This window comes from Pseudonocardia sp. (assembly GCF_050250275.1).
GTDB lineage: Bacteria > Actinomycetota > Actinomycetes > Mycobacteriales > Pseudonocardiaceae > Pseudonocardia.
The window spans coordinates 68,788-84,943 of record NZ_JBFWOY010000017.1 but is presented as its reverse complement, the minus strand read 5'-3'; the positions used below and the strand labels follow the sequence as shown (position 1 = coordinate 84,943).

The following is a 16,156-nucleotide window of genomic DNA, read 5'->3' as shown; positions in this document are numbered from 1 at the left end:
GGGCGCCCGGCCCGGATCAGCCGGTGGCGCCCGCCGTGACGTCGCCCGCGAGGGTGGGGCCGCTGTCCCACAGCTGCAACGTCCAGCCCGTGTCGGACCCGGGATCACGCACGAGCACGACCCGGCCCGTGTTGGGCACGTAGGCCGTCTCCACGGTGTCACCGAGCAGCGCACCGGCCAGGATGCGGATCGTCGCACCATGGCTGACCAGCACGATCGCCGACCCGGGCGGCAGGTCGTCCGCGGCCGCGGCGAGCGTGTCGACGACGGGCAACGCCCGTTCCCGCACGTCCGCCGCCGACTCGCCGCCCGGCATGCTGCGCCCGAGGTCCCCACCCCACCAGGCGTCGTAGACGTCCTCGAAGATGCGGCGCGAACGGGCGTCGGCGGCACCCTCGAGATCACCCACGGAGATCTCGTGCACGCCGTCCAGCACCGTCACCGGCAGACCGTGGGCCTCGGCGACGGGCGCGGCCGTCTCCTGTGCGCGGGTCGCCTTCGACGCGAACACGGCACGGACCGGCCAGTCGGCCAGCAGCGCGGCGACGGAACGGGCCTGCGCGTGGCCCAGGTCGTTCAGCGGATACCCGGGCAGCGCCGTGTCGAGCACGTGGCCCGCGTTCGCGTCGGTCTGGCCGTGGCGAACCAGGACGAGCCGCAGCCCGTCGACCGGGACCTCCGGCAGCTCCTCGTCGGCACCGGGGTCGACACCGGTCCCAGCGTCCGTCCCGGCGCCGATCGTGCCCGTCATCCATGTCCTCCAGACCGCAACGCTGCGAGCCACTCCTGGGCCGCGGCGAACTCCGCATCACCCGCCGTACTCATCGGCACGGCCGGGGCGCCCGGGCCACGGTGGGACCCGTTGCCCTCGACCCCCGCAGCCCGAGGGTACGAGCCCAGGTAGCGGACCTCGTCGCATCGGCGGTGGAGTGCGGCCAACGCCTCACCCATCGCGGACTCGGCGACATGGCCGGTGCAGTCGAGGTGGAACCAGTACTCGGCGTGGCGGTGCTTGATCGGGCGCGACTCGATGCGCGTCAGGTCGATCCCGCGGACGGCCAGCTCCGTGAGCAGGCCCAGCAGCGAGCCCGGCCGGTTCTCCGTCGTCGCGGCCAGGGTCGTGCGGTCGTTGCCCGACGGCGCCGGCGGCACCGACGGCGGCGCGACCAGGACGAACCGGGTGACCGCGCCCTGGTTGTCGGCGATGTCGCGCTGCAGCACCTCGAGGCCGTGCCCGGCCGCGGCGATCGGGGCGCAGGCCGCCGCGTCGATCTCCCCGCGGGCGACCTGGGCCGCCGCCTCGGCCGTCGACGTCGAGGTGCGGACGTCGGCGGAGGGCAGGTTCGCCGCGATCCAGCCGCGCGTCTGCGCGATGCCGTGCGAGTGCGACGAGACCGTGCGGATGTCGGCGAGCGTGGTGCCCGGCCGCACCGCCAGCACGAACGCCACCGGGATGACGACCTCGCGCACGATGACCAGCGGCGGGTCCTCCACCAGCCCGTCGAGCACGGGCGGCACCGCACCCTCGACGGAGTTCTCGATCGGGACACAGCCGGCGTCGGCGCGGCCCTCACGTACCGCGGCCAGTACGGCCGGGTTGCCGGGGCAGGGCAGCAGTTCGGCGCCGACGGAGTCGGGGAGGGTACGCAGCGCCTGCTCGGTGAAGGTTCCGGCCGGGCCCAGGAACGCGAGTCGGGGCACGTCGCGACCCTATCCGCGGGTCACCGGCCGTCCGCAGGCGGTCTCGGCCGCCGTTCGGCCACCCGAGTTGGTCCGTTCGACGCAACTTGCGAACCGCACGCCGCGCCGGCTCGTAGATGTGAACGAGGCGGCGTCGCCGCGACGGAGGAAGGGGGTCCGTCGAGGCGGGGCCGCCTCACCGGATCCGGCTCCTGCGGGCTCAGGCCGCGAGAGTGCCGAGCGCGACGACCTCGTCGCGACCCGCGCCGCAGCGCGCCAGTACCCGGCGCACCGTCTCGTTCTCCGCACCGCCCAGCTCGCGGGCCTCGGCCGCGAGCTCGTCGGCATCCGTCGACGTCAACGCCGCGGCGACATCGCCCCCGTCGACGGTCCGGGCGGCCGCGACCAGCAGGTTCAGGATGCCGTGCTGTGTCGTGCCCGCTCCGTCGGTCGACCGGACCAGGCGGCTCAGGCCGATGACCGCGGCCGCGCGCCCGGTCTCGGCGGCGATCGCGAGGAACCGCTGCACCTCGTCGACCGCCGGGACGTCGGACGGGCGGGGCCCCCCGCAGCGCAGCTTGGGCTCGCACCCGTTCTCGGCGACCCGGCGCACGGCGTCGAGCCAGGCCGCGACGTCGTCGGGGTCGCCGGTGATGGGCCTCCTGGGCTCGACGACGGCCGTCACGTCGTCGGGCACGAACTCCGCGACGCGCTCCAGCCAGATCGGGTCGAGGTCGACCGGCGCCGACGTCTCCACGGTGCGCGGGGTGAGCAACGTGGCGCGCGAGAAGACCGTCGACAGCGCCTTGGGGACCGAGCCGAGCCCGCTGTCGACGACGAGCGCCAGGTCCACCGGTGCCGCCGGCGCGGAGCGCGCGAGCTCGGTCACCAGCGGGGAGAGCCGCGACACGGGACACACGAGCCGACCCAGCAGGCCGCCGTGGACGCCGTCGCGGGTGTCGAGGTAGCCCTCGACCACGGTGTCGACCCCGAGGCCGCCGCCCGGCCGGAGCAGGCTCGTGTCGTCGACGAACGAGGCGAACAGCGGAGGGACCGACCCGGGAGCGGCAGAGCTGCCCGATGGAACGGTCGTCACGGTCCACACGCTAACCGGCGGCCCGCAGGCCACGGACAAGGGGGCAGGGGCGGGGGGAGGCCTGGACACCCGTCGGTCGTCAAGATAACTTAGCCTCACCTAACACAGAGGAGACCGACGTGGGGACGACCAGGCTCCGGCGCCCGCCGACGCCGACGGACGCCGAGCGCGCCCGCAGCCTCACCACCCGCGGTGGGCGCGCCGCGCTCGTCGGCACCGGCGGACCCGAACCCGTCGTGCCCGCCTACCACCACGTACACGCCGACGGCTCCGCGACCCTGCTCCTCGACGAGCACTCCGCCGTCGTCGAACAGGCCCGCCTCGACCCCCGCGGCGAAATCCCCGTGATGCTCGAACTGGCCGACTACGCGGCCGTCGACCTGCGCGAACCCGTCCGCGCCCTGCTGTGGATCACCGGCTGGCTCCGCGTCCCCACCACCGACGACGCCCGGCACGCGGCCCTGCACGCCGCCGACGTCCGCCCCCACCACCGGCTCCTCGACCTCGGCCACGGCGCGGTCCTCGTCCGCATCGAACCCGGCTCCGCCGTCCTCGCCGACGCCGAAGGCACCGCCTCGCTCGCCCCCGTCGAACTCGCCGCCGCCCACCCCGACCCGTTCTGCACACTCGAGGAGCGCTGGCTCGGCCACCTCGAACAGACGCATCCCGAGGTGTTCGTCGCACTCGCCCGGCACCTGCCCGCGCCGTTGCGCGCCACCGCCGGCGCCCGCATCCGGCCCCTCGGCGTCGACCGCTGCGGCATCCGGCTGCGCGTCGAGACACCCAGCGCCGACCACGACGTCCGCCTCGCCTGGCCCCGGGAGGCCACCACCGTCCAGGAGCTGCGCACGCAGCTGACCGCGCTCGTCGGCTGCGGCCACGGCAGGCACACCACCACCGCCGGACCCGCCGCCGAGGAACTCGACGCCAGCTACGCCGGCGAGGAACAGCAGGGCTGAACCCTCACCGGGGCACCGACCACCGACCAGGGGGTCGGACGCGGCAGGCCGCCGCCGGGAACGTCAGCCGGCGGCGGCCTGACGGCTCTCGATCTCCTTCGTGACCTTGCGCTCGGCCACGAACGACGCGATCGGGATCGTCCCCGCCAGCAGGATCAGCAACGCCGTCACCGGCCGCCACCGAACGCGCTCCGCCAGCACCAACGTGCACACGATGTAGATCATGTACAGCCAGCCGTGGGCGATGCCGATGACCGTCGTCGGGCCCGGAATGTCCCAGATGTACTTGAGCGGCAACGCCACGAACGTCAACAACAACAGGCCGACACCCGTCACCCACGCCGAGATCCGGTAGATCAGCAGCCGCGGGCCGACCGGCCGCATCGGCGCCTGCTTGCTGGTGTCGGCGGGCATGCTCACGACCCCGAGTGTACGGCCGGAACCGACGGCCCTCCGGCCAGGTCAGCGGCCCCGGTCGTGCTCGGCCAACTGCGCGAGCATCCGGTTGTACGCGGCCAGCTGCGGGTCCTCGTCGTCCTCGACGGCGTCCGCCGCCGTACGACGCACACCGAACGGCCCGCCCTCACCGGCGTCCTCCACCGCGGCCACGGCCGGGGCCGCGGGCGCGGGCTCGTGCACGTCCTGCACCGGCTCCGCCTCGACCGGCGGCGACACCTGCTCGTCGACGTCCTCACCGGCGAGGCGGCGAGCCTCCAACCGCAGGAACCGCCACCACATCACGCCGAAGAAGATCGCGAACGCCGGCCACTGCAGGCCGTATCCGACGTTCAGGACCGAGCCCATCGCCGACCCCGCACGACCCCACTGCCACGCGGCGAGGAACGCGCACGTGGCCATCGCGCCGAGGGTCAGGACATGCCAGACCCACCAGCGGGGGGACAACGCGAGGCGCAGCACGGAGCCAGGATACGTGTCCCGGTAGCGTCCGGCCCTGTGCCCGACGGCCTCCGCAGCTGGCTCGCCCCACCCACCCCCACCGGCCCCCGGGCCGGGGTGATCGAGGACCCCGCCCGCCGCAGGCTCGTCGTCACCGAGATCCTCGTCGTCCTCACGGTGACGCTCGGCCTCTCGGCCCTGCGCTCCCTGCTGTCGCTGCTCGACTCCCTGCTCGCCACCGCCCCCCTCTCCCAGCAGCAGGTCGCTCTCAACGCCCCCGCCGCCGCGGCCACCCTCGTCGACCTCGCCCTGCAGCTCACCCGCGTCCTGCAGCTCGTCGGCTGGGGCGCGCTCGGCGCCTACCTGCTGCTGCGGGCCGGGTTCGCCATGCGCGACGTCGGCCTCGACGCCCGCCGCCCCGGCCGCGACGCCGCCGCCGGCGTCGGACTCGCCGCGATCATCGGCATCCCCGGCCTCGGCCTCTATCTCATCGCCCACGCCATCGGCGTCAGCCTCACGATCGCACCGACGACCCTCACCGACACCTGGTGGCGCATCCCCGTCCTCATCGCCTCGGCCGCCGGGAACTCGTGGGCCGAGGAGATCGTCATGATCGGCTACCTGCTGACGCGGCTCCGGCAGCTCGGCTGGTCCCCCAACCGCGCCCTCCTCGCCGCCGCCGTCCTGCGCGGGGCCTACCACCTCTACCAGGGCTTCGGCGGGTTCGTCGGCAACCTGATCATGGGCCTGGTGTTCGGCCGCTACTGGCAGCGCACCGGCCGGCTCTGGCCCCTGGTCGCCGCACACACCCTGATCGACGTCGTCGCCTTCGTCGGCTACGGGCTGCTGAGGGGCCACGTGTCCTGGCTACCGTGACCCGTTGCGCAGCAACCGGTCCCACACCTCCGGGCCGTGCCGCGGCCACGTGAGCGGCGCGCCCGGGGTTCCCCGCGGGCCGCGACCGCGGGTTGCAGGTCGGGCCGCCACCACCCGACGCGGGCCCCGACGCACGCCACGGGTCGTCCGGTCTCAGATGTCCAGGATCTGGTAGCGCATGCGCGCCATCATGTTCTCGGCTCCGGCCTCGACACCGGTGCCGGTGAAGAGCTCGTCGATGCGACCGGGGAGGTCCTCGGGGTCCCAGCGCCGGCCGTCGTTCTTGATCTCGGCGACCGAGGTGTACGGCTGGAAGATCTCGACGCTGTCGCCCTGCACCCCGAACACCTTGCCGCTGATGTGGCTCGACGCGTCGGAGCAGAGGAACGCGACGAGCGGCGCGATGTTCTCGGGGGCGAAGAAGTCGAACTCGCCGCGGGCCAGGGCCTCGTCACGCTGGTCGCGGGCCTCCTGCGGCATGAGGTCGAGGGTCATGCGGGTGAGCGCGGTGGGGGCGATGGCGTTGCTGGTGATGCCCGCCCGGGCGCCCTCCTGCGCGACGATCGTCGAGAAGGCGGCGATGCCCGCCTTGGCGGCGCCGTAGTTGCCCTGGCCGAAGTTGCCCAGCAGCCCCGACGTCGACGCCGTGTGGACCAGGTGGCCGCCGCGCTTGTTCTCCCGCCAGTACTGCATCGCGGCGCGGGTGGGCAGGAAGTGGCCGCGGAGGTGCACGCGGACGACGGCGTCCCAGTCGTCGTCGCTCATCTTGGCGACGGTCTTGTCGCGGAGGATGCCCGCGTTGTTGACGACGGCGTCGAGGCCGCCGAACTCCTCGACGGCGGCGCGGACGAGGGAGTCGGCGACGGCGGAGTCGGCGACGTCCCCGCTGACGGCGACGGCGCGGCCACCTGCGACCTCGATCTCCTTGGCGACGGCCTCACCGGCATCGGCGTCGAACTCGGCGACGACGACGGCGGCGCCCTGCGCGGCACACTCGAGCGCCTCACCGCGCCCGATTCCGCGACCCGCTCCGGTCACGACGACAACCTTGGCATCGAGAAGTCCCATGCTTGGGATCGTAAGCGCCCGGTCAGAGCCGACCGGGTGCGGATACTCACACCCTCGTGGCCGGTTCAGACCATGATCAGCAAAGGTCAGGGTACCCTTACCGCGTGCTCGACGAGTCGAAGTTCCAGGTCCTGCTCCGCGACCAGATCCGCAACGAGTTCACCGCCAGCCAGCAGTACACGGCCGTCGCGGTCTTCCTCGACGACGAGGACCTGCCGCAGCTGGCCGCGCACTTCTACGCCCAGGCGCTCGAGGAGCGCAACCACGCGATGGCGCTCGTGCAGTACCTGCTCGACTCGGGCAACCGCGTCGCGATCCCCGGGATCGGCGACGTGCGCAACGACTTCGCCTCGGTCGAGGACGTCGTGGCGCTGGCGCTGGCGCAGGAGAAGGAGGTGACCGCGCAGGTCACCGCACTCGCCCGGACGGCCCGCGACGAGGGAGACTACCTGGGCGAGCAGTTCATGCAGTGGTTCCTCAAGGAGCAGGTGGAGGAGGTGGCGTCGATGACGACGCTGCTCACCGTCGTGCGGCGGGCCGGTGAGAACCTCTTCCACATCGAGGACTTCGTGGCCCGCGAGATGGCACGCGCCGCGACCGTCGACGCGTCCGCACCGCCCGTGGCGGGCGGACGCGTCTGACCCGGCGCTCCCGCGGGGCGCATCAGCGCAGCGTGACCTGCTTACCGGCGAGGGCGTCGCGGGCCCGGCGCTCCGCGTCGGTGGGCGGGGTGTCGTCGAGACCGGCGAGGGCGTCGTCGAGCCGGGCCGCGAACGCGGCGACGGGGGCCGTCCACTCCTTGGGGTGCAGGTCGCGGTCGAGGTCCCACACCGGGACGAGCAGCCCGTGCGCCCGGAAGGAACCGAGGTAGCGGGCACCCTCGGAGAGGGCGAGGCCGTCCCCGGCCTGCAGCCGGGCCATGGCGGCGAGCAGCCGGTCCTCGGGCTCGGGGCGCACCCAGCGGATGTGCGCCTTGGAACCGGTGTCGACCCAGTAGGCGGCGCGCACACCCTCGGCGACGACGGGCTCCGTCGGCATGATCACCGAGTTGGCCCGCTCGAGCATCGCGGCGAGCTCGGGTGCGAGCTCGCCGTCCTGCTCGGGGACCCACCAGCCGAAGTCCTTGTGCATGGTCAGGTCGAGCGTGGCGCCGGGGTCGAGCAGGTCCTGCAGACGGACGGGGTCGCCACCGAGGCCGGGGCCGACCACGGGCAGCGACTCCCCCGGCTCGGCCTGCTGGGCCCAGCGGACGGCGCGGGCGACGTCGGCGGACAGGTCGCCGGACCGCGTCTGCACCTGCATGCCGATCATGATCGAGCCGTCGGCGCGGACCAGTGCGGCCGAGGCACCCGGCAGCACCGAGGTGACAGTGACGGGGCGCTCGCCCTTGTCCCGCAACGGGAACGGGGCGGTGGCCGACGGCAGGAACTCGCGCATCGCGACGAGGTCGGGCTCCGCGGCAAGGCCGTCGAACGGGCGGATGACGATGACGTCGTCGCCGGCACCGTGGCAGACCTTGTAGCGCTTGCCCGACCCGCATGGGCAGGGGCGGCGGGGGTTCTCGCCCGGGGCGCTCGCGGCGGCAGCCCGGTTGCGTGTCTTCTTGGCCATCAGGGGTCAGACCGTAGCGAACGGCACCCGGCGCAGGTCAGTCGCCCGCCCGCACCGCCACCAGGGTCTCGCGTACGGGCGCGCGGACCGGCCCGATCAGCACCGACAGCCCGGCGACCAGCCGCGCCGTGAGGACGGCGACCGCGGCGGCGACGAGGTCGACGAGCGCGTGCAGGACGACGCCGTCGGCACGCGCCTGCACCCCCGTCCGGAACGACAGCGCGAACACCATGCCGGCGAGGACCACCCCGACCGCCCACACCGCCCACCACACCAGCAGCTGTCGCGACGGGCGCGGCCGCTGGTCGGCGGGCCGGTCCAGCGCGCCGTGCTCGATCTCGGCCAGCACCGACCCCGGCACCGACAGGTTCACGACCGGCACCACCCAGCCGACGACGATGTCCCGCGCCGACCGCGACGGCACCCTGCCCGCGCGTCCGGCCGCCGCACGCGACGCCCTGATCGACCAGCCGACGACGAGCAGCCCCGTGAGCAGCCCGAGGACCGTGACCAGCCAGCCGGCACCGGCGACGAGCATGTCCGACGCCGACACCACCCCCGCCGACAGCGCCCCCGACCTGCTCATGACGAGCAGCACGTAGCGCCAGATCTCGGCGCCCGCGGCGAGGAGCGCGACGGCGGCGGTGGCCCACAGCGCGGGGACGAGGGTCTGGGCCAGGGCGCGGGCCCGCACCCAGTCGGCGACCGGTTCGGGCCCGGTCTCGCGCAGGAACGGCAGCGCCGGGAACCCCCAGCGCGGGACCCCGCGGTAGGACGGCGGGCCGGTGTAGGGGCGGCGGGCGCCCAGGGTGGGTGGGGCGCCGGCACCGGGCGGAGGCGTCGCGACCCAGCGCAGCGACGCACGCTGCCGCGCGCAGTACGGGCAGGGGCCCCAGCCGGGCGCGACGGGCCGTCCGCAGGAGGGGCACGCGACCGGCCCCGGCGGCAGGCCGCGCGGCGGCACCGGCGCAGGCCTCGCGGCGGGTGGCGGATACCCGACATCGGGCTGCGCGGGGTGACCCGGTGCGGCGACCCGGGGTGGCGCGGCGTAGGGCTGCACGGCGCCGGCCGTGTGCGACGTCGACGGAGGTCCATAGGCCGGCGGCGCTGCCCACGGTGGCGGGGGCGGCACCTGCGTGTGCGGCGGCCATCCACCCGGCCGGGGCTGCACGTCGGGAACCGGGGCGGCGTCCTGCCAGGTCCGCCCGGACGGCTGCCCCGGCCATGCGGGCGCGGCGGGCCAGGCCGGCGACCGGGCCGGTCCCGGAGCGCCGGGGCCGGTCGCGGTTCCCGGGGGCCCGGCGTCCGGGTCGGGTGGCGGCGCGGGCCCGTCCCGGCGCGCATCGTCCCCGTCCCGGCGCGCATCGGCGAAGCCCCCTGCATCGGGGCCCTGCGGCACGGGACCGGCGGGCACGGGCGTCGGCGTCAGACGATCTCGGGAGTGCGGTCGCCGTCGGCGACGACGGGGCGCCCACGGGCCGCCCAGTCCTGCATGCCGCCGTCGACGTTGACCGCGGGGTAGCCCTGGCCGACGAGGTAGGCGGTGACCCGCGCCGAGCGACCGCCGGAGCGGCAGACGACGTAGAGCGGGTCGGAGTCCGGGAGCTCGGAGAGACGCCCGGCGAGTTCGGACATCGGCAGGTGCCCGGCGGTGGGCGCGTGCCCGGCGTTCCACTCGTCGGTCTCACGGACGTCGAGCAGGGGGGCGTCGGCCGGCAGGTCGGCGACCGCGACGGACGGGATGGGACCGGTCATGGCGCCGATCCTCGCATGCCGGGCGTCAGCCGCAGGTGAACGCGGCGAGGACGCCCCCGGTCCGCGCGCAACCCCACTGCTCCCGGCACACCGCCCGGGCGACCGTGGGGTTGCGCGGGACGTGGGATCAGCGCTCGGCGCCCAGGCCGGATGTCCACGTACGTGGGAGCGGATCGCTCGTCCGGCCTCGCACTGCTCACGACCTGTTCGGAGCGGCCGCAGTTCTCCAGGCGGACACAACGGTCGACGCGGTCGCCGACCGGGGTCGACCCTCAGTCGCGGAACCGTGCGGGACCGTCCTCGACCGTGTCCGCGCTGAGGCCGAGCCGTTCCGGTGCGTGCAGGCGCAGGAGGAGCTGGTCGGCGTCGGCGGGGCGTTCGCGGCGGGTCGCGCGGCTCACGACGATCATCGTCAGGAAGGCCAGCGGCACGCTGATGATCGCCGGGCGGTGCAGGAGCGTGCCGAGCAGCCCGGTCGAGGCGGCGCCGGCGAGGCTGGCGGACACCGCGCCGAGTGCGACGGTGCCACCGACGAGGATCCCCCAGGTGGCGCCGGTCGCGGTGAGCCCGCGCCACCAGACGCCGAGGACGAGCAGCGGGCAGAACGTCGAGGCGGCGACGGCGAAGACGAGCGCGACCGACTCGGTGAAGTCGAGCCGCGTCACCAGCAGCGCCAGCAGGATCGGGACGGACCCCGCGAGCAGCGTCGCGATGCGGACGTCACGGAGGCGGCCGCGGAGCACGTCGGTGGACAGCACCCCGGCGACGCTGGACAGCAGCCCCGACGACGTCGACAGGAACGCCGACCAGGCCCCGGCCGCGACCACCCCACCGAGGATGGTGCCGGCCCAGCCGCTGCCGAGGACGGCGGTGGGCAGGAGCAGCACGGCGGCATCGGTCTCCCCGGACACCAGCAGCTGCGGGGTGTACAGCCGTGACAGCGCACCGAGGAGCGTCACGAGCAGGTAGAACGCGCCGAGCATGCCGAGGGCGACGACGGCGCTGCGGCGCGCGGCCCGGCCGTCGGGGTTGGTGTAGAAGCGGCCCAGCACGTGCGGCAGACCCATCGTGCCCAGGAACGTCGCGAGGATCAGCGAGTAGACGGCGAGCAGGCCGTAGCTGTTGCCGTCGGCGAACGGGGTCAGCCAGCTCGCGTCCTGCACGGGCGCGCCCTCGACGACGGGCACGGGGGCGCCGGCGTCGAAGTCGAGGCGGGTGCCGGACTCGACCGTGTGCGCCCCGGGCTGCCAGGTGAGCGGGCCGTCGACGGCCGTCCCGTCGACCTCGCCGACCGCGCGCAGGGAGAGCGGGCCCTCGGTGCGCAGGACGACGTCGGTGGTGACGTCGACCGTCGTGGCCGCGGCGAACGAGGGCGGCGCCGGCCGGTCGAACGTGCTGTCGTTGCCGAGGAAGAACATCAGCGCGATGACGGTGGGGATGGCCAGCGCCGTCAGCTTGAGCCAGTACTGGAACGCCTGCACGAGTGTGATGGCCCGCAGCCCGCCGAACGCGACCGTCACCGCGATGACGACGCCGGCCGCGACGACGCCGACCCACTGCGGCAGCCCGGTGACGGTCGCGATCGTGAGGCCGGCGCCCTGCAGCTGGGGCAGCACGTACAGCCAGCCGACGACGAGCACGAACACCGTGCACACCCGCCGCACCTGCGCCGACGCGAGCCTGGCCTCGGCGAAGTCGGACGGGGTGTAGGCGCCGGAGCGGCGCAGCGGGGCGGCGATGAACAGCAGCAGCGCCAGGTACCCCACGGTGAACCCGACGGGGTACCAGAGCGCGTCGACCCCGTCCTTGAGGACGAGGCCGGCGATGCCCAGGAACGACGCCGCCGACAGGTACTCGCCGGAGATCGCGCCGGCGTGGGCGGCGGTGCCGGAGGTGCGGGAGGCGACGAGGAAGTCCGACGTGCTGCGCCGGCGCACCCCGTAGGCGCCGACCAGGGCGGAGGTGACGGCGACGAGCACGATGGCGACGACGGCCGCGAGGGCGGCGGGGTTCATGGGGGGTCCGCGGGGTCGCCGGCCCGGTTCGGGGAGAAGCCGAGGCGTTCGGGGGCGTGCAGGCGCAGCAGGATGCGGTCGGCGTCGGCGGGACGCGACGCCCGGGTCCGTCTGCTGACGACGACCATCGTCAGGAACGCGAGCGGCACCGTGACCGCGGCGGGCCGCTCCAGCAGCACGCCGGGCACCCCGTCGGGGACGAGCCGCAACAGCGTCAGCACCGTCGCGGCAGCGGCCGCTCCCCCACCGACGAGCACTCCCGCGATGCCGCCCGCCGGGGTGAGCCCGCGCCACCAGATGCCGAGCAGCAGCAACGGGCAGAACGTCGACGCCGCGATGGCGAAGACCAGCGGCACCGTCAGCGCGAGGTCGAGCCGCGGCACGGTGAGCGCCAGTGCGATCGGGATCAGCGCGGAGGCGACGGCCGCGAGCCGGAAGTCGCGCAGCCGTCCGCGCAGCACGTCGGTGAACAGGACGCCGGCGAGGCTCACCACGAGCCCCGACGACGTCGCCAGGAACGCCGCGGCCGCACCGGCCGCCACAAGCCCGCCGACGAGCCAGCCCAGCCAGCCGCCGCCGAGCGCGGCCGACGGCAGCAGCAGGACCGCCGCGTCGGTGTCACCGGAGACCAGCAGCTGCGGCGTGTAGAACCGTGACATCGCCCCCAGCAGCGCCACGAGTACGTAGAAGGCGCCGATCATCGCCAGGACGACGACCGTCGTGCGACGGGCCGCCCGGCCGTCGGGGTTGGTGTAGAAGCGCACCAGGACGTGCGGCATCCCCATCGTGCCCAGCGCGCACGCCAGCAACACCGAGTAGATCTCCAGCAGCCGCCCCGGTCCCGACCCGGACAGCGGCGCGAGCCATTCCCGGTCGGTGGCGGGGCTGCCCTGTGCGGTGGGGACGGGTGCGTCGGCGTCGAACGTCAGCGACGCCCCGCGCGAGACCGTGTGGGCGCCCGGCTCCCAGCGGACGGGCCCGTCGACCCGGGTGCCGTCGACCTCGCCGGTCGCGGTCACGGTCAGCGGTTCGGTGACGTCGAGGACGACGTCGGCGTGCACGGCCACCGTCGTCTCCGCGGTGAACCGTGGCGGCGCGGGGCGGTCGAAGGAGTGCCCGTCGTAGGCGAACAGCGCGACGATCACCAGCGCGGGCACCGCGAGGGCGGTCAGCTTGATCCAGTACTGGAACGCCTGCACGAACGTGATCGACCGCATCCCGCCGCCGACGACCGACAGCACGACGACGATTCCCGCACCGACGATCCCGGTCCACGGCGGCAGCCCCGTCAGCACGGTCAGCGACAGGCCCGCGCCCTGCAGCTGCGGCAGCAGGTAGAGGGCCCCGATGAGCAGCACGAACGCCGAGCACACCCGGCGCACGCCTGCCGATCCCAGGCGGGCCTCGGCGAAGTCGGGCACCGTGTACGCGCCCGACCGGCGCATCGGCGCGGCCACGAAGATCAGCAGCGCCAGGTACCCGGCCGCGAACCCGATCGGGTACCAGAGCGCGTCGACACCCTCGCGGAGGATGAGCCCGGCGATGCCGAGGAACGAGGCCGCGGACAGGTACTCGCCGGAGATCGCGCCGGCGTTGACGACCGGACCGACGGTGCGCGACGCGACGAGGAAGTCCGACGTCGAGCGGGCCACCCGGACACCGAGCGACCCGATGACCGCCGAGGCCACGGCGACGAGAGCAATGGCGACCAGCGCGACGACCGCGGACGTGCTCACCCCGGCTCAGTCCTGCACGTGGTCGGCGAACTCCTGCTCGACCTTCTCCGCGGATCGGGTGTGCCACCAGCCCAGCAGCAGCAGGAACGGGTAGACCAGCACGCCCAGCAGCAACCAGGGCAGGCGCAGGCCCAGGATGTCGACCTGGCCGATCTCCGGGAACAGCGCGAAGAGCGCCGGCAGCGAGCCCAGCGTCAGCACCGCCACCGCCGCCACGCGCAGCGCGAGCCCCAGCTGGTTGTTGATCAGGTTGGAGCGCAACAGGTCGCCGACCGACGTCAGGTCCTGCACGTCCTGGACCGTCCGCACCGAGCGCTGGTGCTGGCGGCGCTCGGAGAGCACCACCCGGACGCGGCCCGACGCGTGGTCGATCTGGCCGGTGGCCGGGTAGGGCATGGTCTGCTCGACCGCGGAGACGCCGTCGGCGGCCGACAGGTAGTCGGCGTAGGGGTCGGGGTGAGGGGCGCCGTCGGCCGCCGGGGCGCCCGGACGCGGCAGCGGCGTCTCGTCGTCGAGGGCCGCGGGACCGGACGCCGCCGACCACAGGACCTGCGAGTCGTCCTCGTCGTCCTCGGTCGCGACGAACCCGCCGTCGCGGTCGTCGTCGTCGTGATCGTCGTCGTCGTGACCGTCGTTCTCGGGACGGTCGTGCTGATCGTCGACGGCGGGGGGAAGCCGGGGGCCGGGGGCGGTCCACTCGTCGACGCGGGGGTGTTCGGCGGTGACGTCGTCGCCCCCCTGCGCGACGAACGCTGCCGCCCCGGGCGCGGACGGCCCGACCGGGGAGGGCGGGGTCGGCGGCTGCGGGAGCGGCGGCTGCGGGGCCGGTGTGGCCGGGCGCGTCACCGGGGCGCGGACCGCCGACGCCTCGACCGCCGGCGGTGTCACCGGGCGCGAGCCCGCAGGCGGGGACTCGGCGTGACGGGCGGGCGACGTCCGCTGCGGCGGGGGCGGCAGGCTCGGCACCGGGTCGGGTGGCGGGCGCAGGCCCGCCGCGGAGTAGCCGACCCCACCGTCACTGCGGTACGGGTCGGGCGAGTGGCCGTTGCGCAGCCGTGGCCGCGACGCCTGCCGCACGGGCGGCCACTGCCGCTCCCCGTCACCGCCCGCGCGGCCGTCCTCCTCCACGGCAGCGGCGGCCTGCGGCTCGTCGGGCTGCTCCTCGTCGGACACCTCGCCACGCTCACGGCGCGCGTGCCGCCCACCCGGGCGGCTCGCGGCCTCACGCATGCGGCGCTGGATCTCGGCGTTGACCCACGCGGGACCGGAGTCCTCGACACCCAGCGACTGCCGGGGCATCAGGGGCTGCGCCTCGTCCGCGGGCCGTGCCTCGTCGCCGGGCTCGGGGGGCCCCGGCGACACCGACGGCCGCGCGCCGTCGGTGTACGTCGTCACCGGACGACCCCGCTCACGACGACGGTCACGGCGACGTCACCGCTGGCTCCAGGCCTGCTTCGTCGCGCGGACCAGGCGGTCCTTGAGCTCGCGGGTGTGGCGGCGGCTGACCGGCAGCTCGGCCGTCTCCGGGCCCGACCCGACACGCACGACATAGCCCGATCCCGACAGCCGCAGCTCGGTGACCAGCGGCAGCGCCACGAGGAACGACCGGTGGATGCGGACGAACCCGGCGTCGCGCCAGCGGTCCTCCAGCACCGACAGCGGGATGCGGACGAGGTGGCTGCCCTCGTTGGTGTGCAGCCGCGCGTAGTCGCCCTGGGCCTCGACGTAGCGCACCGCCGAGCGCGGCACGAGCTTGGTGGTGCCGGCGAGCTCGACGGGGATGACCTCGTCCTCACCGTTGTCCTGCTGCGCCGGCTCGGTGGGGCCCGAGGCGCGGCTGGCCAGGATGCGGTCGAGGGAGGCCGAGAGCCGCTCCGAACGCAGTGGCTTCAGCAGGTAGTCGACCGCGCCGACCTCGTACGCGTCGACCGCGCGGTCGTCGTGGGCCGTGACGAACACGACCGACGGCGGTGTGGCCATCGACGAGAACACCCGTGCGAGCTCGAGACCGTCGAGGCCCGGCATCCGGATGTCGAGGAAGACGACCTCGACGTCGGTGCGCTCGGCGACGCGGGTACCGGTGGCGGGGTGTGTGACCCCCCGGCCGGGGACCGGCGCGACCTCCCGGGCTCCCTGGCGGTTGTTCAGGATGCGGAGTGCCTCTGTGGCGTCCGAGGCCTTCAACACGGTGCCGACGCGACTGTCCTCGTTGAGCAGGAATGCCAGTTCTTCGAGAGCGGGTTCCTCGTCGTCCACAGCGAGAACGACCAGACCTCCGGAACTGTCGTTGCTGTCCACGATCTCCTCATCCTGCGTGTCCGGCGCTCCCGGCAGGGTGACGCCCGAACGATCACGTGCCCACCCCGCCGACTATGGTGACGGCGAATCGACCGGAGTGCCAGGGGGCCGTCCGATCGGTACCCGATGAGTACCGACACCGATCGGATCCGATCGACCACACCG

The 16,156-nt window shown here is 74.5% G+C and carries 16 protein-coding genes; 3 read left to right on the top strand and 13 right to left on the bottom strand.

The window, feature by feature from the left end:
- Positions 1-16: 16 nt before the first annotated feature.
- The 3 genes from AB7F12_RS16835 to AB7F12_RS16825 all read right to left on the bottom strand — a co-directional run bounded on the left by AB7F12_RS16835 (position 17) and on the right by AB7F12_RS16825 (position 2,776).
- Positions 17-751 (bottom strand): histidine phosphatase family protein, encoded by a 735-nt coding sequence (locus tag AB7F12_RS16835; RefSeq protein WP_428501064.1) that lies wholly within the window; start codon positions 749-751, stop codon positions 17-19.
- Entirely contained in the window at positions 748-1,701 is a 954-nt protein-coding gene (gene pheA, locus AB7F12_RS16830) for a prephenate dehydratase (RefSeq protein WP_428501065.1), read from the bottom strand. The genes AB7F12_RS16835 and pheA overlap by 4 nt, the downstream gene beginning before the upstream one ends.
- A gap of 199 nt (positions 1,702-1,900) precedes the next feature.
- Positions 1,901-2,776, bottom strand: a complete 876-nt coding sequence (locus AB7F12_RS16825; RefSeq protein ID WP_428501066.1) for a hypothetical protein — start codon at positions 2,774-2,776, stop codon at positions 1,901-1,903.
- Positions 2,777-2,895: 119 nt separating this feature from the next.
- Here AB7F12_RS16825 and AB7F12_RS16820 point away from each other — a divergent pair, with 119 nt between their 5' ends.
- Positions 2,896-3,735, top strand: coding sequence for a DUF2470 domain-containing protein (locus AB7F12_RS16820; protein WP_428501067.1), 840 nt, complete (start codon positions 2,896-2,898; stop codon positions 3,733-3,735).
- 63 nt (positions 3,736-3,798) lie between these two features.
- On the opposite strand, the gene AB7F12_RS16815 is transcribed toward AB7F12_RS16820, so the two are convergent.
- On the bottom strand, positions 3,799-4,149 hold the full coding sequence (locus AB7F12_RS16815; protein ID WP_428501071.1) for a DUF3817 domain-containing protein: 351 nt from the start codon (positions 4,147-4,149) through the stop codon (positions 3,799-3,801).
- Between the two features lie 48 nt (positions 4,150-4,197).
- Positions 4,198-4,653 carry a hypothetical protein gene (locus tag AB7F12_RS16810; protein ID WP_428501068.1) on the bottom strand — a complete coding sequence of 152 codons (456 nt, stop codon included), beginning with the start codon at positions 4,651-4,653 and terminating at the stop codon, positions 4,198-4,200.
- 36 nt (positions 4,654-4,689) lie between these two features.
- Here AB7F12_RS16810 and AB7F12_RS16805 point away from each other — a divergent pair, with 36 nt between their 5' ends.
- Positions 4,690-5,508 carry a CPBP family intramembrane glutamic endopeptidase gene (locus AB7F12_RS16805; RefSeq protein WP_428501069.1) on the top strand — a complete coding sequence of 273 codons (819 nt, stop codon included), beginning with the start codon at positions 4,690-4,692 and terminating at the stop codon, positions 5,506-5,508.
- A 153-nt stretch (positions 5,509-5,661) separates the two neighbouring features.
- Here AB7F12_RS16805 and AB7F12_RS16800 read toward each other — a convergent pair whose 3' ends face one another.
- Positions 5,662-6,576 carry an SDR family NAD(P)-dependent oxidoreductase gene (locus tag AB7F12_RS16800; RefSeq protein WP_428516627.1) on the bottom strand — a complete coding sequence of 305 codons (915 nt, stop codon included), beginning with the start codon at positions 6,574-6,576 and terminating at the stop codon, positions 5,662-5,664.
- A 104-nt stretch (positions 6,577-6,680) separates the two neighbouring features.
- Here AB7F12_RS16800 and AB7F12_RS16795 point away from each other — a divergent pair, with 104 nt between their 5' ends.
- Positions 6,681-7,217, top strand: coding sequence for a ferritin (locus AB7F12_RS16795; RefSeq protein WP_428502785.1), 537 nt, complete (start codon positions 6,681-6,683; stop codon positions 7,215-7,217).
- Between the two features lie 22 nt (positions 7,218-7,239).
- On the opposite strand, the gene AB7F12_RS16790 is transcribed toward AB7F12_RS16795, so the two are convergent.
- From AB7F12_RS16790 to AB7F12_RS16760, 7 genes are all read right to left on the bottom strand, one after another.
- Positions 7,240-8,187 (bottom strand): DUF5926 family protein, encoded by a 948-nt coding sequence (locus tag AB7F12_RS16790; protein ID WP_428502786.1) that lies wholly within the window; start codon positions 8,185-8,187, stop codon positions 7,240-7,242.
- Positions 8,188-8,224: 37 nt separating this feature from the next.
- Entirely contained in the window at positions 8,225-9,151 is a 927-nt protein-coding gene (locus tag AB7F12_RS16785) for a DUF4328 domain-containing protein (RefSeq protein ID WP_428516625.1), read from the bottom strand.
- 461 nt (positions 9,152-9,612) lie between these two features.
- Positions 9,613-9,942, bottom strand: a complete 330-nt coding sequence (locus tag AB7F12_RS16780; protein ID WP_428502788.1) for a rhodanese-like domain-containing protein — start codon at positions 9,940-9,942, stop codon at positions 9,613-9,615.
- Between the two features lie 272 nt (positions 9,943-10,214).
- Positions 10,215-11,957: a cation acetate symporter gene (locus AB7F12_RS16775; protein ID WP_428516623.1), complete on the bottom strand. Its 1,743-nt coding sequence runs from the start codon at positions 11,955-11,957 to the stop codon at positions 10,215-10,217.
- On the bottom strand, positions 11,954-13,693 hold the full coding sequence (locus AB7F12_RS16770; protein WP_428516621.1) for a cation acetate symporter: 1,740 nt from the start codon (positions 13,691-13,693) through the stop codon (positions 11,954-11,956). Before AB7F12_RS16770 ends, AB7F12_RS16775 begins: the two co-directional genes overlap by 4 nt.
- Positions 13,694-13,699: 6 nt before the next feature.
- Entirely contained in the window at positions 13,700-15,088 is a 1,389-nt protein-coding gene (locus AB7F12_RS16765) for a hypothetical protein (protein ID WP_428502734.1), read from the bottom strand.
- A gap of 36 nt (positions 15,089-15,124) precedes the next feature.
- Complete coding sequence (locus AB7F12_RS16760) at positions 15,125-15,991, bottom strand: LytR/AlgR family response regulator transcription factor (protein WP_428502735.1); 867 nt, start codon at positions 15,989-15,991, stop codon at positions 15,125-15,127.
- Positions 15,992-16,156 lie beyond the last annotated feature (165 nt).